Here is a 21,286-nt window from a genome sequence, read left to right as displayed (position 1 = left end):
GGTGAAACTTTGGATTTCTACAACAAACCTCCTCTGAGTAAGTTTCTGATGCACTACGGCGTCAAAGGAATGAAATGGGGTGTTCGCCGCACGCCTGAGCAGTTGGGCCATAAGAAAGCTGTTGCAAAACGGAGCGGAAGTGATACAATCGTAGCAGATGCAATCGCTTCTGGTTTGGTATCCAAAACAGTCAATCGTGAAAAACAAATGCGGCACACCCGAGAAGGTCACGCTCCAGGCAGAAGCTACATAGACGGCGGCCTTGACTTTGCTCAGACTCTCGTAGACCGGCTGAGCGGAACTGGCGATGCTGTTACAACCAAGGCAGGGGAATGGCTTAGAAAAGAAAAAGTTGAAAACCCATATATTATTGGTACGCATGTTGGCCGCGATGGGATGGAAACCAAAACCAACAAAGCTATGATCGTCTATTCCAAAACCGGAACGCATATTTATCCGCGAAAGGAGGAAGATTGAATGGAACTCAGCGAGGAACTTGAGGGTAAATTAGTTCGCTTGATTGATATGGATGGCGATATTTTTGAGGGCATTGTCGGCGACTATGTCGATCCGTATTACAATGAGCCGGAGGGTATTGCGGCGGTCATCCTCGACTATCCCGTGAGGGGCGACGGCTACCAATACGCCAACCCGGTTCAGCTCAACGCCCCTGAAATCAAATCCATCGAGATCATTGGCGAGAGCTGACAATCTTCAAAATGGAGAATGCCTCATAACCCGTAGACCTTAACTGGTCTGCGGGATTTTTTATGTCATGAAGGAGGTGATGAATTCCGAATGGAACTGGCACTTGGCTCCAGACTGCGGCACGCATGGAATACGTTTCTCAACCGCGACCCGCTCAATTACCGCCATTCCTTTGGACCCAGCTATTCCTACCGTCCGGACCGGCCTGTTTTCAGCCGGGGAAACGAGCGCTCCATTGTGACCTCGGTTTACAACCGCATTGCTTTAGATGTTTCTTCCATGACAATTCAGCACGTCCGCTTGGACGAGAATGACCGGTTCAAAGAAGTCATCGACAGCGGTCTGAATAACTGCCTGACCGTTGAGGCGAATCTTGACCAAGCAGGCCGGGCTTTTGCCCAGGATATCGCCATGTCCATACTGGATGAGGGCTGTGTCGCGATTGTGCCGGTGGATACAACATTCAATCCCAAAGAGACCGGCGCCTTTGACATTGTGACAATGCGGACGGGGAAGATCCTGGAGTGGTATCCGCAGCATGTAAAAATCCGCGTTTATAATGACCGTAAAGGGGAGAAAGAGGATATTCTCGTATTGAAAAGTACGGTAGGCATTGTAGAAAATCCTTTCTACGCGGTTATGAATGAGCCAAACTCTACTATGCAGCGATTGATTCGGAAGCTTAACCTGCTGGACGCAATTGACGAACAAAGCGGTTCCGGAAAGCTCAATCTTATCATCCAGCTCCCTTACGTCATTAAGACGGCGGCGAGGCGTCAACAGGCGGAAGAACGCCGTAAAGATATCGAGGACCAGTTATCCGGCTCCAAATACGGCGTCGCGTACACCGACGGGACGGAGCGTGTGGTTCAGCTGAATCGACCCGTTGACAACAATCTTATGGGCCAGATCGAATACCTGACGAGTATGCTTTACAGCCAGTTAGGGTTGACCCAGGGCATCATGGATGGTTCCGCCGACGACAAGACGATGCAGAACTATTACACCAGAACGATTGAACCCATCCTTTCCGCCATTGTTGACGAGATGAAGCGGAAATTCCTCACTAAAACCGCTCGGTCACAGAAGCAGTCCATCTTGTTCTTCAGAGATCCGTTCAAGCTGGTGCCGGTGGACAAAATTGCCGAGATGACAGACAAGTTCACCCGTAACGAGGTTATGACATCGAACGAAATCAGACAGAAGATCGGCATGAAGCCCTCGACTGACCCGAAAGCGGACGAACTCCGGAACAGTAATCTGAGCGCGCCGGCGGAGAACACACCGCAATCGCAGCCTACCACAACATCAAAGGAGGACAACGTTCAAAATGGAACTGAAGTATGACTTTAGTGGCTGGGCAACCCGAAACGACCTTGTCTGCGCCGACGGACGTACGATTCGCCGCGACGCTTTCAAGCACTGCGACGGGATGTCGGTTCCCATCGTGTGGAACCACCAGCACAATGACCCCGCTAACATCCTGGGACACGCTATCCTGGAGAATCGTCAGGACGGTGTGTACACCTATGGCTTCTTCAACGACACCGACAGCGGCAAGGCGGCCAAGCAGTTGGTGCAGCATGGCGACGTACAGGCGCTGTCCATCTATGCCAACGGCCTGAAGCAGCAGCCCAACGGCCACGGCAGGGATGTTATTCACGGCGATATCCGGGAAGTCAGCCTGGTCGTTGCAGGGGCAAACCCCGGGGCCTTCATTGACTTCGTAGACTTGGCCCATGGCGACGGCGCGGAGCAGGAGGTCGTTATTGGAACCGGCGAGCCTATTGCGCTTTGCCATTCCGGCGAAGATGACGGCGGCTCTGGTTCCACTCCGCCCAAGAGCGCTCCGAAACAGGAGCCCAAGTCTGCTGATAAGGGCGAAGACAGGGAGACAGTTGAAGAGGTATTCGACACCCTTACCGATAAGCAAAAGACCGTGGTATATGCCATGATTGGCCAGGCTCTTGAGGAAGGCGGAAAACCTGACGCCAAGCCTGACGGACCTGACGGCACCGTCCAACATTCTGACAATCCTGAAGGAGGAGACAACATCATGAAGCACAACGTTTTCGACAAGCCTGACGAGGCCCAGGACTTTACCCTGAGCCACTCCGCCCAGATGGAGATTATCGCCAGCGCTAAGACGAAGAGCGTCGGTACCTTCCAGGGCGCCTTGAAGCTTTATGCCGAGCAGAACAGCGATACCCTCAAGCACGGCTTTGAAGACATTGAGGCCCTGTTCCCTGAGTATAAGGATCTGAAGACCGGCGCGCCCGAACTCATCACCCGGGACCAGGGCTGGGTCGGGGTGGTTATGAGCAAAGTTCATAAGAGCCCTATCAGCCGCATCCGCACTAAGAACATGGACGCCCGGGGCGACGACATCCGGGCCCATGGTTATCAGAAGGGAAAGCGCAAGACGCCCTCCGGCAACATGAAGCTTATGAAGCGCACCACTGATCCGCAGACCATCTACATCCGCGACTCTATGCACCGGGACGATATCATCGACATCACCGATTTCGATGTGGTTGAGTATCAGTACGGGGTTATGCGTATGGCCCTCAATGAGGAAATCGCCATCGCCATCCTGATCGGCGACGGCCGGGATGAGGCGGACGAGCAGAAGATCTCCGAGGAGCATATCCGCTCTGTCTGGAACGATGATGATCTCTACACCATCCACTACGATGTGGACATTGAGGCCGCTCGGAAGGAGATCCAAGGGTCTGGCACCGAGGCGAATTTCGGCGAGAACTACATCTACGCTGAGGCCCTCATCACCGCCGCCCTGTATTCCCGGGAGAAGTACAAGGGCACCGGCACCCCCGATCTCTTCTGCACGCCCCATCTGGTTAACGTGATGCTGCTGGCCCGGGACATGAACGGCCGGCGCATCTATAACTCCAAGGCGGATCTGGCCGCGGCTTTGAATGTCAGCAACATCTACACCGCTGAGCAGTTTGAGGGGCTGGCCCGTACAGATAAGGAGAACATCCAGCATAAGCTTCTGGGCCTCTTTGTCAACCTGGCCGACTACACCGTCGGCTCCACCAAGGGCGGCGAGATCACCCGCTTCAATCAATTCGACATCGACTTCAACCAGGAGAAATACCTGATTGAGACCCGCCTGTCGGGCGCCTTGACCCGCCTGTGGTCGGCTATCGCTTTGGAGGAGCCTGTAAAGCCCGTTGCCAACGGTTAAGGAGAACATCCAAAATGGCAAAATTTTATGGACCGGTGGGCTATGCTGATACGGTTGAAACGCAGCCCGGAGTTTACGAAGAGCAGATCACCGAACGGATGTATTACGGTGAACTGATTCGGAACACCAGACGTCTTCAATCTGCCGAAACGCTCAATGACAACGTCAATGTCGCAAATGAGATCAGCATAGTCGCCGATCCATTTGCCTGTCTGAATTTCTACCGAATGCGCTATGTCGGGTTTGCGGGCGCTAAATGGAAAGTCACCAATGTGGAAGTCCAGTATCCCAGGCTGATTCTGACGATTGGGGGTGTTTACAATGGGGCGGAGAACGGCGCTTCAGACGATCTTGGAACAGCTTCTCGGCTCTCGGAATGTCTACTTTCAACCCCCGACCGGCTTTAAGATGCAGTACGACTGCATTGTTTATGAACGAAAGCTCATAAAGCCGGTATTTGCCAATAATCGGCCGTATTTACTGGACAACGGCTATCAAGTGACTGCTATTTATAAAAAACCCGACAGCGACCTGCCAAAAAAGATTGCGCTGCTGCCCATGTGCGCCCACGAGCGGCATTTTACAGCGGACAATCTGAACCACGATATATTTACCCTATATTTTTAAAGGAGGCAATTGATAATGAGCAGAATGAAATGGGACCAGATCGGCGAGCGTCTATTTGAGACTGGCCTGGATCATGGCGTCCTGTTCCCCATGGGCAGCGATGGCCAGTACACGAAGGGCGTGCCCTGGAATGGCCTGTCCGCAGTCAACGAAAGCCCCTCCGGCGGCGAGCCCAATGCGGTTTGGGCCGATAATATCAAGTACCTCAACCTGATGTCCGCTGAGGATTTCGGCGCCACTGTGGAGGCCTATACCTATCCCCCTGAGTTTGAGGAGTGCGACGGCTCCGCTGAGGTGGCCCCTGGCGTAACCATCGGCCAGCAGACCCGCAAGATGTTTGGTATGGCTTACCGTACCTTAATCGGCAACGACGTGGTTGGGCAGAACTACGGCTACAAGCTCCATCTGATCTACGGGGCGCAGGCCTCTCCATCTGAGAAGAATCGCCAGACAGTCAATGACAGCCCAGAAGCCACTTCCATGAGCTGGGAGCTGACCACGACCCCTGTGGATGTCCCTGGCTTCAAGGCCACCGCCCATATGACCATCGACTCCACCAAGACGGACAAGGCTAAACTGGCCGCTTTTGAGGACATTATCTACGGCAAGGACGCCGTTGGTGATGTCAAGGCCGCCGAGTCCCGGCTGCCCCTGCCGGCCGAGGTAATCGAGTTCTTCAAAGAAGTCCAGACCGCCGGCTGATTTTCTGTGTGGCGCCTGTAATCCTGCGAAGCGGAGCTCTCTTCACCGAGGGCTCCGTTTTCTTTAATTTTTGAAAGGAGAATCTTCCATGCTGAAAAAGACGTTTGATTACATTGATTACAATGGCAATCCTCGCAAGGAGGAGCACTATTTCCACCTGACTCAGGCGGAGGTCACCGAACTGGAGCTTTCTGTCGACGGCGGTCTTACAGAGATGATCAGGCGCGTCGTCGCGGCCCAGAATGGCAGGCAGATCGTCGACACGATGAAGGATATCATCATCAAGTCCTACGGTGTGAAGTCTCCCGACGGCCGCCGGTTTATCAAGAACCAGGAGGTTCGCGACGCCTTTGTCCAGACGGAGGCCTACAGCCAGTTGTTCATGGAGCTGGCCACCAACGCCAAGGCCGCCAGTGACTTTGTCGCCGGAATCATCCCGGCCAAGGCCGATGAGGCTTCTGCTGATAAAGGCGCAGATCTTCCCGCTGGGACCTCCGAGCTGACCCTGGTCTGATGCCATAAGGAGACCGGAGATGCTGGAAATTACGATTCCTGAAACTGAGCTGTTTGACGGCGTCGAAAATTTCATCTATGCAAAAGGGCAGACGCTTCGACTGGAGCATTCACTGGTCTCACTTTCAAAATGGGAGTCGAAATGGCATAAGCCGTTCCTGTCAAAAAAGAAGACAAGGGAGGAGTCCATTGACTACGTTCGCTGCATGACGTTGACGCAGAATGTGGACCCATCTGTTTATAAAGCGATTACGCCGGCAATTCTGCGAGAGGTGAACGCTTATATCGACGCCCCAATGACGGCAACAACGGTTCGCAATACCAAGAAAGGCGGCGCGAACCGCGAAGTTGTTACAGCTGAAATTATTTACTACTGGATGATCTTCCATAATATCCCGTTTGAGTGCCAGAAATGGCATTTGAACCGGCTGCTCACGCTCATCAATGTCTGTAACGCCAAAGGACAGAAACCGCAAAAGATCCCCCGGTCCGAGCAGTTTGCCCAGAACCGGATACTTAACGCCGCCAACAAAAAGAAATGGAATACAAGAGGATGACGCAGTATGCGCAGAAAGGAAGTGGAAATTATATGGAATTCTCGAACAGCCCTCTGGCAACGGTGAGAATGATTTCTCCAAACCGGACGGCAAACCGAAACCACGCCATTGATACCATCACCATTCACTGTTTTGTCGGTCAGGTGACCGCCAAGCAGGGGTGCGAGGTGTTCCAGTCCCGCTCCATGCAGGCGTCCTGCAACTATGTCGTTGGCTGCGACGGCTCAATTGGCCTATGTGTTGAGGAGAAAGACCGCTCCTGGTGTACCGGCGGGAAGGACAAGAAGGGCAACCCTATCCGTGTGAACGGCATTTCCGGCGCGTCCAATGACTACCAGGCTGTTACCATTGAGGTGGCCTGTGACGGTACGCATCCCTACGCCATTACTGAGAAGGCGATGGCCAGCTTAATTGAACTGTGCGCAGACATCTGCCGGCGCAACGGCATTAAGAAGCTGCTGTGGTCTGGAGACAAGAAGCTGGTAGGCAACCCCGGCAAGCAGAATCTCACGGTCCACCGCTGGTTCGCCAACAAGGCGTGCCCAGGCGATTACATCTATCAGCGGATCGGAAGCATCGCAGCAAAGGTAAACGCCAAGCTTGGTGCTGACGTGACGGGACAGCATCCAGGCATCTCTGTGAGCAAGGTGCCGTATCAAGTACGCATCACCGCCGCGGATCTGCGTGTGCGCAGAGGCCCTGGAACCGATACCGCCATCGTCCAGAACGGGATCAAGCCTGGCGTCTATACCATTGTCAGCGAGGCGGCAGGGAAGGGCGCCTCTATGTGGGGCAAGTTAAAGTCTGGAGCGGGCTGGGTCTCTCTGGATTACTGCACTAGGGTGTGACGGGAGAAAGAAATGGTTACGTTCAGGCAAAAGGGCGACTTCTCTAAGCTGACCCGATTCTTAGAAAAAGCGAAAGAGGTTGTTCATCTGGGCGATCTCGATAAGTACGGCCGGGCTGGAGTGGCCGCCCTTGCGTCTGCAACGCCGGTTGACTCTGGAGAAACTGCCGGTTCATGGTACTACAAGATCACCAATAAAAGCGATTCGGCTGTTATCTCCTTTCGCAACTCCAATATTCAAAATGGAGTCCCAATCGCCATTATCCTGCAATACGGACATGGTACGGGGACCGGGGGCTGGGTACAGGGAAGAGATTACATCAACCCTGCTATCCAGCCTATTTTTGACCAGATTGCAAATAACGCATGGAGGGAGGTTACGAAGCTATGAGTACGACAATCGACGAGAGAGTCGTAGAGATGCGGTTTGACAACAAGCAGTTTGAGGAAAATGTTCAGACCAGCTTGACCACGCTGGGCAAGCTCAAACAGGGGCTGGATCTGAACGGCGCCGCGAAGGGGCTGGAAGGTCTTGGCGACGCCGCCAAGAAGTGCAGCTTATCTACCCTCAGCAGCTCTGTCGAGGGGGTAAAAGCGAAGTTCTCAGCACTTGAGGTCATGGCGATAACCGCTCTTTCCAATATTACCAATTCTGCGGTGAACGCTGGAAAGAGGATGATTGCTTCCTTTACGGTTGAACCCGTCTCCTCCGGCTTTGATGAGTATGAGTTGAAAATGGGCTCTATCCAGACCATTATGGCCAGCACCGGCGAGAGCTTGGATAAGGTAAACCAGAAGCTGGACGAGCTGAATACATATTCCGACAGGACGATTTACTCATTCGCGGATATGACCTCCAACATCGGCAAGTTTACCAACGCCGGGGTAAAGCTGGATGACGCTGTGGCCGCCATCCAGGGCGTCAGCAATGTGGCCGCGGTTTCCGGAGCCAATGCCAACGAGGCCTCCCGGGCCATGTATAATTTCGCCCAGGCCCTCTCCGCTGGTTATGTAAAGCTGATCGACTGGAAGTCTATTGAGAACGCCAATATGGCTACAGTGGAATTCAAAACGCAGCTCTTGGAGGCGGCGGTAGCGGCAGGCACATTGACTAAAACCGCCGACGGTATGTATCAGGTGCTCACCAAGAACGGCCAAGGCGCGTTGATGAAAGAGACAATCGACGCTACGCATATGTTCAACGACAGTCTGGCCTATCAATGGATGACCACCGAGGTACTCACCGAGACGCTGAAGGACTACGCCGATGAGACGACGGAGATTGGCAAGAAGGCATTTGCCGCCGCGCAGGACGTCAAGACCTTTTCTCAGCTGTTGGATACCCTAAAGGAGAGCGCACAATCCGGCTGGGCGGAAACCTGGCAGCTGATCGTGGGCGATTATGAGGAAGCAAAGGTTACGCTGCGGGAGTTCTCTGAATTCTTCAGCAGTATCATCGATGGCTCTTCCGAGGCCCGAAATTCGCTCCTCGGCGGCGCGTTGATGTCCAGCTGGGGGCAGCTCAAGAACAAGGTGGGGGAAGCCGGCTTTTCTGTAGACGCGTTTCGCGACACGCTTCGGGAGACGGCTTCCGAGTCTGTCGAAGGCCTTGACAAGATGATTGAGGAGGCCGGTTCCTTTGACGCAACGCTGTCACAGGGGTGGCTGACCACTGATATTTTAGCCGAGACATTGGACAGACTGGCGAATGAGGCGACCGGAACAACCGGCGGCATTTCTGCCCTGAGCGATGAGCAGCTAAAGAATATTGGATATACCGAGGCGCAAATCGAGGCGCTTCGTTCTCTCAGCAGTCAGGCGAATTCCTCTACAGGAGAGCTGGCCGACCTTGTGCAAAATATGACCCGCAAAAGCGGCAGAGAGCTTCTTTTTGACTCAATCCTGAACAGCGCCAAGGCAATCCAAAAGGTGTTCGGTACGCTGAAGGGGGCATGGGACGAGGTTTTTCCGCCTGTCACTTCGGAACGGCTCTATGGGCTGCTGGAGGGACTGAACAAGTTCACTCAGGGACTGATTCTCTCGGATGAGACGGCGGATAAAATTGGCCGGACATTCAAGGGACTGTTTGCCGTCCTTGACCTTATCCGTCAGGGGTTTTCCGCGGCATTCAAGATGCTGAGCCCTCTTCTTGGGGGGATTGGGACCTTGAGCGGCGGCATTCTCGATGCGACAGCCTCGCTGGGCGATTGGCTGGTCGGGATCGATGAGGCGGCCAAGAAAGGCGATATCTTCAACAAGGCGTGCCAAAGCATCTCGGAGTTCATCAGAACCGCCGGGCTGAGGGTAAAGGAATTCATTCAGGCGGTCAAAGAAGATTTCAAGCTGCCTGGGTTTGAGATGTTCCAAAGCTTCCTTGGCCGTGCGCAGGCCCGGATAGGACAGCTGATCGACGCCATAGGCGGGATGGGGTCCGAGGTCACCGCAGCGGTTGGGTCCATGAGCGCCGCGTTCGCGGATACAAAGTTCTTCCAGGCGCTTCAGAAGCTGTATAACGGAGCCAAGACCATCGGAAGCGCGATTGTCAGAGTAATTGGCGGGCTTGCGGCCAGTATCACAGAAAAACTGGGGAACGCGGATTTCAACGGCGCCATTGACCTGTTAAACGGAATTTCCTTTGGCGCGATTGCGGCTGGGCTTATAAAGTTTCTGGGAACGATAAAAGAGTCTTTCGATGACCTCGGCGGGTTCCTCGATAACGTGAAGGGGATCTTAGACGGGGTGAGAGGGTGTCTTGAGGCCTATCAGACCCAGCTGAAGGCGGGCGCCCTGCTGAAGATTGCCGGCGCTATCGCCATTCTCGCCGCTGCTATCGTAGTTATTTCTCTCATTGACAGTGATAAACTGGCGGCGTCACTTGCCTCTGTAACCGTATTATTTGCCGACTTGATGGGTTCTATGGCGATTTTTGGGAAAGTTGGCGGTGAGATAAAAGGGGTAATAAAGGCCTGCGCGGCGATGCTGGCGATTTCCACCTCTGTCCTAATCCTGGCGTCAGCGCTGAAAAAGATTGCCAGCCTTGATGCGGGACAGCTTGCGGTTGGCCTGACCGGCATTGGCGGACTGATGGCGGAGCTGGTGGCGTCGGTCAAGGTAATGGGCAGCGGCTCCGGTTCCGTCGTCAAAGGCGCGGCGCAGATGGTGATATTTGCGGGGGCGATTAAAGTTCTCGCCTCAGTTTGTGCTGATTTGGCCGAGCTGGAGTGGGAGCCGCTGGCGAGAGGGCTTACCGGTGTGGGTGTTCTGCTGGCAGAGGTTTCCCTGTTTCTGAACACCGCGAAATTCAACGGCAAGTCCGTCGCCACCGCCGCAGGGATTGTTATTCTGGCTGGGGCGATGAAGATCCTGGCGTCCGCCTGTAAGGATTTCAGGCAAATGAATTGGGACGAGCTGGCCAAAGGCCTTGCCTCTATTGGGGCCCTTCTCTTGGAAGTCGCCGCCTTCACAAAGCTGACCGGAAACGCCAAGCATGTTGTTGCGACCGGCTTTGCGCTTATCGAAATTGCCGCCGCCATGAAGCTCTTCGCTGCGGTAATGGCCAGCTTTGGCGGCATGAGCTGGGATCAGATCGCAAAGGGACTTACCGCCATGGGAATCGCGCTGGCGGATATCGCCGTCGCCGCAAATCTCATGCCCAAGAACATGGCAGGTGTTGGCGCTGGTATGATTGCCGTTGGCGCCGCCCTGGAAATCATGGCGCACTCCCTCAAAAAGATGGGGGGTATGAGTTGGGATGAAATCGCAAAGGGACTTGTCGCTATGGGGCTCGCCCTTGCGGAGCTCGCGGTCGGTTTGAACCTAATGAACGGCACGCTTGCCGGCTCCGCCGCTTTGCTGATTGCGGCTGGCGCGTTGGCGCTGCTCACTCCGACGCTTGTCGTTCTTGGCGCCATGAGCTGGGACGCCATCGCGAAAGGGCTGCTCACCCTTGCCGGGGCGTTTTCCATCATTGGTGCCGCCGGAGCATTGCTCGCCCCGCTCATCCCCTCTATTCTCGGATTTGCGGGGTCCGTTGCGCTGATTGGCGCTGGAATTCTTGGCATTGGAGCAGGACTGCTGGCCATTGGGGCAGGTCTGTCGGCCACCGCAATCGGCATTACTGCGCTGGCCACGTCGCTGGGCGCCGGTACAGCAATTATCGTGGCGGGCCTGACAGCTATTATTACCGGCATAGCCGCCGTGATTCCTGCGGTTGCCGAAAAGCTGGGCGAGGCGGTGATCGCCTTCTGCAAGGTTATCACAGAGGGAGCGCCGGCAATCGGAGAGGCAGTGAAAACCCTTGTACTGACCTGGGTTGACGTTATGGTGGAGTGCGTCCCGGCGCTGGCCGAGGGCGCGCTGGAGCTCCTTGCAGGCGTACTGTCGGCGCTGGTTGCTTATACCCCGCAGATCGTAGATTCCCTGATGCAGTTCCTGATTGAGGTGCTTGAGGGGATTGCGCGCAACCTGCCAGCGCTGATTCAGGCGGCAGTAGATGTCCTGATGGCGTTTTTCTCCGGGGTTATTGACGCTCTGTCCGGTATCGACACCGGCGTTTTGCTGAAGGGGATTGCGGGTATTGGGCTGTTGTCTGCGATTATGCTGGCGTTGGGGGCGACGGCCGCGCTGGTCCCTGGGGCCATGGCCGGCGTACTTGGAATGGGCGCAGTCATTACAGAGCTGGCCCTTGTGTTGGCCGCAATCGGTGGGCTGGCGCAGATTCCCGGCCTCTCCTGGCTTATCAGCGAGGGCGGAACGCTCCTTGAAGGGGTTGGAACAGCCATTGGATCCTTTGTCGGCGGCATCGTTGGCGGATTTATGAGCGGCGTATCCAGCCAATTCCCGCAGATCGGGGCGGATCTATCCGCTTTCATGACTAACCTTCAGCCATTTATTGAGGGGGCCGGAAGCATTACGCCCGATATGCTCTCTGGGGTGAAAGCCCTGACGGAAGTAATTCTGCTGCTTACCGCCGCTGATATTTTGGACGGGCTGACCTCGTGGCTCACAGGGGGAAGCTCTCTGGCCGACTTTGCAGACCAGCTGGTACCTTTTGGCGAGGCCATGAGCAGATTCTCTGAATCGGTGGCAGGGATGGACGCAGATCTGGTCTCCAAAGCCGCGATTGCCGGTAAGACCTTCGCGGAGATGGCGGCAACCCTCCCCAACAGTGGCGGTGTGGTGAGCTTCTTTGCCGGGGACAACGACATGAAGACCTTTGGCAATCAGCTGGGCGCTTTTGGCGACGCTATGGTAAATTTCGCAGATAAGGTCAAGGGATTGGACTCCGACACGGTGGTTAATGCGGCGACTGCCGGTAAAGCAATGGCGGAGATGGCGGCGACCCTCCCCAACAGCGGCGGAGTGGTAGGGTTCTTTGCCGGTGAGAATGACATGGCGGCCTTTGGTCAGCAGCTGACTGCCTTTGGAGTGGCAATCAAAAATTACTCCCTGACGGTCAAAGGCCTGGACGGGGACGCGGTGGCAAATTCAGCGGCGGCCGGAAAGGCCATGGTGGAGCTGGCAAATACGCTGCCGAACTGCGGCGGCGTTGTGGGCTTCTTTGCGGGAGAAAATAACCTGGACACATTCGGCACTCAGCTTCTCAGCTTTGGAACGTCTATCAAAGGATATTCTCAGGCGGTCAAAGGGTTGGACGCCGACACAGTGATGAATTCCGCTTCCGCTGGCAAAGCGCTTGTTGAGCTGGCAAATACGCTGCCGAACTGCGGCGGTCTGGTCAGCTTTTTTACTGGGGAAAACAGCATCGCCGCGTTTGGAGAGGACCTTGTTCTGTTCGGCGGCGGCTTGGCCGCTTATGCCAGCGCTATCAGAAATGTAAAACCCGACGCCGTAACCGCTTCGGCCAATGCCGCCGGCGCACTGTCTAATCTGGCGGCTGGACTTCCTGACAGCAGCCTCTTTGATCAATGGTTTGGCGGGGACCAGACTCTGGCCTCTTTCGGCGACGACATTGCTGTGTTTGGCGAGGACATGGGTTATTACTACGCCCAGATTTCCGGGGCCGACCCGGCAAAGCTTTCCGCCGTAATTACTCAGGTTTGGGCATTGGTGGATCTGGCCAAAGGCGTGAAAGACATTGATAGAAAAGCCTTTTCAAATTTCGGGAAATCTTTGAGGGAACTGGCGGATGTCGGGATTACCGGCTTTACCGATGCGTTCTGCCACTGTGACGAGAGCGTTGACAATGCGGTTGCCGGTATGCTGGATATGGTTGGAGCTTCCATATCCAGTAATAAAGCGGTCATTGCTCCGGCGATGGAAGAGGTTATGGGCTTTCTGGCGGAGACAATGAATGAGACGGCCGGCATTGTGAATACGGCAGCCGCACAAATAATGACTGGTTTCAGCGCAGCCATCCAAGATGACGGAAGGGCGGCCGAGTCCGCCGTGTCAACTGTCCTGACAGACATGGTAAAGACGCTCAATGGCGGGAAAGATTCGTTTGTCGATGCAGGCAAAAACGTATCCCAGGGGTTTATTAACGGCATTAACTCTAAGCTGATTGGCGCGTCTGCCGCAGGCCGCAGGCTGGGGCTGGCGGCCCTAAACGCAGCAAAGCAGGCGCTAGACAGCCATTCGCCTTCCCGTGAGTTTATTCACCTGGGAGAAAACATTGGCGAGGGCCTTGCCATCGGTGTTAACAATAGTATCGTTCCCGCAGCTTCCGCTACATCCGATATGATCGGTCAGGTCATCAAGGTCAGCCGCAAGGGCATCAAGGCGTTTAAGGAGTGGGCGGAGGAGAAGAAGTATTACGGCGAACTCAGTTTGAAGGATGAACTGGCCGGATGGGAAAATCTTCAATCCAAATACAAGGCCGGAAGTAAAGAACGCAAAGAAATCGACCGCGAAGTTTACCGGCTTCAAAATGAACTGGTTTCCTCCACTTACCAGAACTCTGTGGACTGGATTGAAGAGGAGAAATACTACAACCGCCTCAGTCTGGAGGAGGAGCTTGCCGCGTGGGAGCGCGTACAGGGGCGCTACATGGAGGGAACCGAGGAGCGCAAGAAGGCGGATCGGGAAGTATTCCGTCTTCGCAACGAGCTTGCCAGCGAGTCTTATCAGAAATCGCTGGACTGGATTGAAGAGGAGAAATACTACAACCGTCTCAGTCTGGAGGAGGAGCTTGCCGCGTGGGAGCGCGTACAGGGGCGCTACATGGAGGGAACCGAGGAGCGCAAGAAGGCGGATCGGGAAGTATTCCGTCTTCGTAACGAGCTTGCTGACGAATCCTATCAGAAATCACTGGATTGGATTGAGGAGGAGAAATACTACAACCGGCTTAGTCTTGCAGATGAGCTTGCCGCATGGAAGCGCGTACAAAGCCGCTGCGAGAAAGGAAGCGAGGCGAGGAAAAAAGCGGACCGGGAGGTATTTCGGTTAGAAAAAGACATCAGCGAGGCCCAACAGCAATACACCCGGGATATTCAGTCCGTTCAGGAGGAGAGCTGGCAGAAGCGGTTGGAACTGGAGCGGGACTATGCCAATCAGGTAAAGTCTATCAATGAGAAACTTGCCCAGGACATCAAAGCTCTGAATGACCAGTATGAAAGCGCCTTGAAATCCCGTGAAGATAGTCTTTACCGGTCTTATGGGCTCTTTGACAAGGTCAAGGAGCGGGAAGAAGTCAGCGGGGAGACATTGATGAAGAACCTGGAGGGTCAGGTCAAGGAATTTGGCGAGTGGCAGGATATTTTGGATAAGCTGTCCGCCAGGGGGCTTGACGCCGCGCTGATTGAGGAGCTTCAGCAGATGGGCCCGGATGCCATCTCGCAAATCAAGGCCTTGAACGCCATGAGCGATTCCGAGCTGGAGAAGTATGCGTCCTTGTGGTCGGTCAAGCACGGCCAGGCCCGGGAGCAGGCAGTGGAGGAATTGAAGGATCTTCGGGTTGAAACCCAGAATGGCATTGCGCAGCTCCAGATTGAGGCAGATAAGGAGCTGGAAGAGTACCGATCCATATGGCAGTCGAAGATGGCGCAGGTCACCGAAGAGACCAACGCCGAGTTGGAGCAGCTTCAAAAAGACTTCGGCGAAAAAGTCGGCCTTATCAAGACGGACACACAGGCTGAGCTGGCAGAGATGTCCGAGACCTCTCAGAAAATCCTTACAGAAGCCGGATGGGATGAGACGGGCCAGCGGATTGTAACTGAACTTACCACAGGCGTAACGTCCCAACGCCCCAGCTTTATTAACGAACTGACCAATATGGCGCTTGCAGGCGTTGCTGCGGTCAATGAGACGTTGGGGATCGGAGCGTCTTCCGGTGCATTTTCCGAACTGGGCAATGACGCAGGCCGCAATTTTATAGAAGGGCTGCATTATTATACAGACCAGTCCTATGACGCTGGAGCGGATATGGCTGAGTCTGCTAAGTCCGGCTTTTCCAATGCGCTCCAAATGGTCGCGGGCCTCGTCGATGACGGCGTTGACATGGAACCGACCATCCGGCCAGTGCTGGATCTGTCTGATGTATCAAGACAGGCGGATGAACTCAACGCTTTGTTTCATTCACAGCACACTGCCGCGCTGGCTGGTCAGGCGAGCATGACACTTCGCGCCTCTGCGGAAAAAAACGCGTCGAGCGACGCCGCAAATAACGAAAATGTTGTGCGGGAGCTGCGGTCTCTTCGCGGCGACATGTCTGCAATGCTTACGCGTATGGAAGGGATGCGGATTGTGCTAAGTACCGGTGCTCTCGTAGGAGAACTTGCGGAGCCCATGGATGCCGCGCTGGGACAGAGAGCAGCTTATAAGGGAAGGGGGATTTAGCTTGTACCATTCTATTACATTCGGCGAGAAAAACACCTGGGATGACTGGCGGCTGGTCCCCGCTTCCCGGCCTGTGTTCAATCCGCCGGCACAAAAAGTGAAGACACTGGAAATCCCCGGTGGGGACGGCGTCATTGATCTGTCGCAGGCCCTCACCGGGTATCCGGTGTATCAGAACCGGACGGGCTCGCTTGAGTTTATCGTTATGAACGACTTCAAGCCTTGGCACACGGCCTACTCTGACATCATGGATTATCTGCATGGGCAGAGGCTGCGGGCAGTGTTGGAGGACGACCCAGAGTATTTTTATGAAGGGCGTTTTACGGTCAACGCCTGGAAGTCGGAAAAGGACTGGTCCCGCATTGTGATTGACTACGATGTAGGGCCGTACAAATGGTCCGCATTGTCGTCCGTTGACGATTGGCTTTGGGATCCGTTCAATTTTCAAAATGGCGTCATTCGGACCACGCTGTTCAAGAACCTCTCAGTTACAACCACAGTGGAGTACCGGAAATTAGATGTAGTACTGCTGGGCAGGGCGCCGGTCTGTCCCAGATTTATTGTAGCCAGCACACAGAGACGGGGCGTATATATTCGCTTTGTCAACCCGCAGCTGGGGCTGGACATGACCAAGCTGCTTCCCGATGGTACAGTCCAAATTCCGGAGTTTGTGTTCTTTGGAGGTAAGGGAGCCGCCGTCTATCTTTGGTGTGACTATGGCACAGGGACTGTATCCATTGATTTCAGACAAGGGAGGCTGTGACAAGTGTATTCCATTTATGCCGGCGGCGTCTGTATCTACAGCGGCGCCTTTGCCCTCGATAGCATGAAAGTGATAAGCCCAAAGCTGACGTTAGAGGACAACGGCGCGGGCTCCTTGACCATGACGCTGCCGCCGCAGAACATCGCTTATAACACCATTGTCCGGATGGTCACTGATATTTCCGTAGAAAAGGACGGGGAAGAGATTTGGGCCGGGCGGGTTCTCTCGGAAAGCGAGGACTTCTACCGCAACCGGGTACTCTGCTGCGAGGGGGAGCTTGCATACTTCAACGACAGCACCCAACCCCCGGCGGAGTATTCCGGCTTGACGGTGCGGGGCTATCTGGAGCGGCTGATTGCCGTACACAACTCCAAAGCTGCCGCCAACCGGCAGTTCGCCATTGGCGCTGTGACGGTAGTGGACGACAGCTTTCCTACCTACTACACCAACTATGAGAACACCATGTCTATTATCAATGCCTTAGTAGAGCGGTACGGAGGGCACATCCGGGTGCGCAAGGTGGATGGGGTGCGATATGTGGACTATTTGAAGGAGTACCCAGACACGTGCAGCCAGGCCATCCAGTTTGGCGTCAACCTAATTGCGTTCACCAAGCGGTGGGATGCTGCGGAGTTTGCCACAGTTATTGTACCCCTTGGCCGCCGTTTGGAAAACAGTCCCATCGAGGCGCTGGACGCCTATCTGACGGTGGAGAATGTAAATCAGGGGAGTATGTACGTCCAGTCCAGCGAGGCTGTGGCTGTCTACGGCTGGATTGAGAAAACAGTTACCTGGGACGATGTGTCTGACCCCGCCGTTCTGCTGGAGAAAGCGAAAGCCTATCTGGCCGACGTTCAGTTCAACAACATGGAACTGGAGTTAAGCGCCCTGGATCTACACTACCTGTATGCTGACGTTGAGGCAGTGAAGCTCTTGGATGAAATTCGGGTTATCTCTCGGCCGCATGGTCTGGATCGGCTGTTCCCTGTGACCAGGCTGGAAATTCCGCTGGACAGCCCGGAGCAGACCCAATTTAAACTGGGCGATAGTGTGAAAAAGAGCCTCACCAGTGCGAACAACCAAATGAGCGCGGCCATTTTACAGAAGATTGAGGGGCTTCCGAAAGCCCACTCGATTCTCAAGGAGGCCAAGGAAAACGCCACTCATATCATGAACATGGCCACTACCGGCTACATTACCATCACTAAGGACCAGTACGGCTCAGACACGCTTTATATTTCCAACGTCCGGGACTATACCAAGGCCAGCAAGCTGTGGAAGTGGAACATGAACGGTCTGGGCTACTCCAATGATGGCGGAAAAACCTTTGGTCTGGCCATCACCATGGACGGATCCATTGTGGCTGACTATATCACCACTGGCGTGCTCAATGCCGACGTGATTCGGGCCGGAACGCTGCGGGATTACAGTGGGAACTTCATACTCGATATGGCCACCGGCAAGCTAACCATAAAAAAGGGTTCCATCGACATTGGGAATGGCAATTTCACTGTGGACGAGGAGGGCAACCTGTATGCGCGGCGGGGCACCTTTGCAGGTACACTGGCTGGGGCAAAGGGGACCTTTGGCGGTCAGCTTGTGGCGGCCAGCGGAGATTTCAAAGGGGTGGTACAGGCTTCCGACTTCCTGGACCGAGCCGGAAACAGTATGATGACCGGCAGTAAGTTTTCTTCTGGATATCTGGACTTGTATGGATTGGCGGTTACCAACAAAAACACCGGCGAGATCACGTTTGCGGTGAGCTCCACCGGAGTTGTCACCATCAACGGAAGGGTCACAATGGGCGCAGGCAGCACCATCAACTGGGCGGCGGTCGACAATAAAAATCTGGCCTACAACCCTGCGTATTCTCTGGCCTCAGATGCCTGCGACACCGCTGACGCGGCATATACCAAGGCAAATCGGGCCTATGAGCTGGCAAACTCGGTTGAACTGCCAAGCTACATTCAGTCCACCTATATCGACGCCACCACCATCAAGTCACCAGTCATTGAGGGCGGTGAGTTCTATGGCGGGAGATTTAATGTCATCGCCGGACGCAGCAACGGGAGCTTTAACCTATACGGCTCTTACGGCGACAGCCGTTATCATATGTTTACCATCGAATACTTCGAAAGCACGGCGCCCTATATCAATATTTATAGTCCTTGCGGAGGATTTATTACGATTGGCAGTCGAAAAGGTGTTGTCTATTTTAGCGGGACCGTCGATTTCAGCGGGGCAACGGTCAGAGGTCTCAGCATAGGAGGGGCAACAGGAGGAGGACAGGAGGATAAGTCATGAAGCAAAAGCTGAAAAATGCGCAGATGGCGGAACGGGTGAATCAACTCCGGCCGATTTTGTCTCACCGGGACAAGATTGGATATGTGGCCGCCCGTAATTTCCGGATTCTCTCCGAATGTCTCACCGAATATGAGGCGTTCCGAGACAGCCTCATTGAGAAGTACGGCGAGGAGACCAAGGACGAACAGGGGCGGCCCATCATCGGCGTCAAAATCGACTCCCCAAATTTCAAGGTATTTTGCGACGAAATGGCTCCATTCAACGAGATGGAGCACGAGGTGGAGCTTATGACAGCCAAGTACACCGATACCATCGGCTGTCTCACCGGGGAGGAAATTCTGGGGATTGAGTGGATGCTGGAAGATTAGAGGTGATTTCGTTGGCTACTATCAGTACATTCCTGCAAAAAATTCTGGACGCTGTCTATGGCGAAGAGGTGCGGGGCTCTATTCACGACGCCTTGGCGGCTATGAATGTGGAGTCGTCCAGCGCTATGGAATTTGCCGCCACAGCCAAGGACTCAGCCAAAGCTTCCGCTGACGCCGCCGGGGCGTCGGCGTCCACCGCTGCCCAAAGGGCCGATGAGGCGGTGGCTTCCGCGGGGGCGGCTCAAGTATCGGAAACCGAGGCGAAGAAGGCGGAAAACGCTGCTTTAGCGGCGAAAGCGGACGCCGAGCTTGCCAGAAAGGATGCCGAAGGGGCAAAATCAGCAGCCCAGACGGCGAAGAGTGATGCCGAATCTTCCGCAGATGCCGCCGCGGCAAGCGCCCTCTCCGCCCGGCAATACAGCGGCAAGCCTCCGAAGCCCCAGGATGGGACTTGGTGGGTTTGGGATGCCGAGCAGGAGAAATACATCAACAGCGGCATTGGGTGCGAACTAGTGGGTCCCGCAGGGAACGGTATCCACAAGATTCAGCTCACTAAGGGCGATCATACCCCCGGCACTACGGATATTTATACCTTGACTATGACGGATGGGACGGTTTACAGCATTCCCATCCATAACGGTCGGAACGGGACAGGTGCTGGCGATGTACTAGGCACTGCCTTTAACTTGGTCCTGCCGGCGGCAGGGTGGGTCAATGGGGAACTCACTGTGGCCGACAGCCGTTTGCTGGCCTTGGCGGCTTACAAGTATTTCCTCAGTGCGGATGAAGCCAGCAGCGAGGAGTACCTTGTGTGCAATGTGCGGCCCAAAGATATCTCAACAACCGGCTTTATCACGTTCAAGAATAACGCAGATCCAACAGAGGATCTGACGGTGAATGTGATTCGACTGGAGCTTTCGGCTAACGGCGAGGAGGTATGAGGCTTGACAATCAAAATCGAGGGGGCGTCTATCAGATTGGTCAGGGACGCCAGCTTGGTGCAGAACGCCAATACTCCTTACGATGTGGAATTTATATTTAATGAGGAGTGGGCGGGATTTGCCAAGACTGCGCGGTTTGAGGCCGGTGGTGTCAGCGCTGCCGTTGCTTTGACCGATAACCGATGCGCCGTCCCTGCTGAGTGTTTGAATGAGGGTGGGGTATGGCTCCGAGTTGCCATAGTGGGAGTGAAAGAAAACCAGCGCATTTCTACCGGCTGGTGCGTAACCGGAATGATTCTGCACAAGACGAGCCTTGATTTGGGCCAAAGTGTCAGCTTGAAGAATCCGCAAATCAGCTTCTATGTCACTTTGCCGGCCGCAAACTGGAGCAACAGGACTCAAACAGTTAAACATGAGTACTTCTTGGCAAATAATAACCATTGGTATGTCGTCTGCGGCGACACAGGCGTTAAGGCAGACAATGTCACAACAAATGGTGAGATTACGTTCCACTGTGAAATGTTGCCGGAGAAGGATCTTACCGTAAATATTCTTCGATTGGAGGCCGAGACATGAGTAACCCCAGTGAAATTGGAAAGGTGTTTAATCTGACTAAGGGCGATTCTGTAATCAGATTTAATGGCAGACAAGGGGCCGTAATACCTCAAGCAGGAGACTACACACCTGACATGGTCGGAGCTGCCGCGGCTGACCATACCCACGATGAGTTTTCAGCCAAGCAGGACAAGCTCTCCGGGATAGCCGGCCAGGCGGTGGGCTTCGACGCCTCTGGAGCCGCTGCGGCGGTGCCTGGCTGGAGCAACCCTAACATTTTAGACAACTGGTATTTTGCAGACCCCATAGACCAGCGGCAGGGGTACATGATCCCCAAAGGTGCAGTAATATACAGGGACTCAGGATTTACAGAGCTGATTGGCCCAGCCGCTGCTGC

At 54.6% G+C, this 21,286-nt stretch carries 17 protein-coding genes; all 17 read left to right on the top strand.

Annotated features, from left to right (window positions below):
- Nucleotides 1-9: 9 nt before the first annotated feature.
- Nucleotides 10-477 (top strand): polymorphic toxin type 50 domain-containing protein, encoded by a 468-nt coding sequence (locus D1159_RS05620; RefSeq protein WP_161844704.1) that lies wholly within the window; start codon nt 10-12, stop codon nt 475-477.
- Nucleotides 478-708 (top strand): hypothetical protein, encoded by a 231-nt coding sequence (locus D1159_RS05615; RefSeq protein WP_161844703.1) that lies wholly within the window; start codon nt 478-480, stop codon nt 706-708. It abuts the gene before it with no gap.
- A gap of 90 nt (nt 709-798) precedes the next feature.
- Complete coding sequence (locus D1159_RS05610; protein ID WP_161844702.1) at nt 799-2,055, top strand: phage portal protein; 1,257 nt, start codon at nt 799-801, stop codon at nt 2,053-2,055.
- Nucleotides 2,039-3,916, top strand: a complete 1,878-nt coding sequence (locus D1159_RS05605) for an HK97 family phage prohead protease (RefSeq protein ID WP_161844701.1) — start codon at nt 2,039-2,041, stop codon at nt 3,914-3,916. The genes D1159_RS05610 and D1159_RS05605 overlap by 17 nt, the downstream gene beginning before the upstream one ends.
- Before the next feature lie 14 nt (nt 3,917-3,930).
- Entirely contained in the window at nt 3,931-4,323 is a 393-nt protein-coding gene (locus tag D1159_RS05600) for a hypothetical protein (protein WP_243152130.1), read from the top strand.
- A 235-nt stretch (nt 4,324-4,558) separates the two neighbouring features.
- On the top strand, nt 4,559-5,245 hold the full coding sequence (locus D1159_RS05595) for a hypothetical protein (RefSeq protein ID WP_161844700.1): 687 nt from the start codon (nt 4,559-4,561) through the stop codon (nt 5,243-5,245).
- Between the two features lie 88 nt (nt 5,246-5,333).
- Nucleotides 5,334-5,759, top strand: coding sequence for a hypothetical protein (locus D1159_RS05590; protein WP_243152129.1), 426 nt, complete (start codon nt 5,334-5,336; stop codon nt 5,757-5,759).
- A 19-nt stretch (nt 5,760-5,778) separates the two neighbouring features.
- Entirely contained in the window at nt 5,779-6,315 is a 537-nt protein-coding gene (locus D1159_RS05585; protein WP_161844699.1) for a hypothetical protein, read from the top strand.
- 32 nt (nt 6,316-6,347) lie between these two features.
- Nucleotides 6,348-7,163 (top strand): peptidoglycan recognition family protein, encoded by an 816-nt coding sequence (locus D1159_RS05580; protein ID WP_161844698.1) that lies wholly within the window; start codon nt 6,348-6,350, stop codon nt 7,161-7,163.
- Nucleotides 7,164-7,175: 12 nt separating this feature from the next.
- Nucleotides 7,176-7,553, top strand: coding sequence for an HK97 gp10 family phage protein (locus D1159_RS05575; protein ID WP_161844697.1), 378 nt, complete (start codon nt 7,176-7,178; stop codon nt 7,551-7,553).
- Entirely contained in the window at nt 7,550-15,958 is an 8,409-nt protein-coding gene (locus tag D1159_RS05570; protein WP_161844696.1) for a tape measure protein, read from the top strand. The genes D1159_RS05575 and D1159_RS05570 overlap by 4 nt, the downstream gene beginning before the upstream one ends.
- Before the next feature lies 1 nt (nt 15,959).
- Nucleotides 15,960-16,721, top strand: coding sequence for a hypothetical protein (locus D1159_RS05565; RefSeq protein WP_161844695.1), 762 nt, complete (start codon nt 15,960-15,962; stop codon nt 16,719-16,721).
- A gap of 3 nt (nt 16,722-16,724) precedes the next feature.
- On the top strand, nt 16,725-19,025 hold the full coding sequence (locus D1159_RS05560) for a phage tail protein (protein ID WP_161844694.1): 2,301 nt from the start codon (nt 16,725-16,727) through the stop codon (nt 19,023-19,025).
- Nucleotides 19,022-19,393 carry a hypothetical protein gene (locus D1159_RS05555; protein WP_161844693.1) on the top strand — a complete coding sequence of 124 codons (372 nt, stop codon included), beginning with the start codon at nt 19,022-19,024 and terminating at the stop codon, nt 19,391-19,393. The genes D1159_RS05560 and D1159_RS05555 overlap by 4 nt, the downstream gene beginning before the upstream one ends.
- A gap of 11 nt (nt 19,394-19,404) precedes the next feature.
- Entirely contained in the window at nt 19,405-20,334 is a 930-nt protein-coding gene (locus D1159_RS05550) for a hypothetical protein (RefSeq protein WP_161844692.1), read from the top strand.
- A gap of 3 nt (nt 20,335-20,337) precedes the next feature.
- Nucleotides 20,338-20,910 carry a hypothetical protein gene (locus D1159_RS05545; RefSeq protein ID WP_161844691.1) on the top strand — a complete coding sequence of 191 codons (573 nt, stop codon included), beginning with the start codon at nt 20,338-20,340 and terminating at the stop codon, nt 20,908-20,910.
- A partial coding sequence (locus D1159_RS05540; protein ID WP_161844690.1) for a hypothetical protein occupies nt 20,907-21,286 on the top strand: 380 nt, incomplete at its 3' end. The genes D1159_RS05545 and D1159_RS05540, both read left to right, overlap by 4 nt.

This window comes from Pseudoflavonifractor sp. 524-17, from assembly GCF_009935845.1.
Taxonomy (GTDB): Bacteria; Bacillota; Clostridia; order Oscillospirales; family Oscillospiraceae; genus Pseudoflavonifractor_A.
The sequence above is the reverse complement of the archived record's forward strand: the minus strand, read 5'-3'. Positions and strand labels throughout refer to the sequence as shown.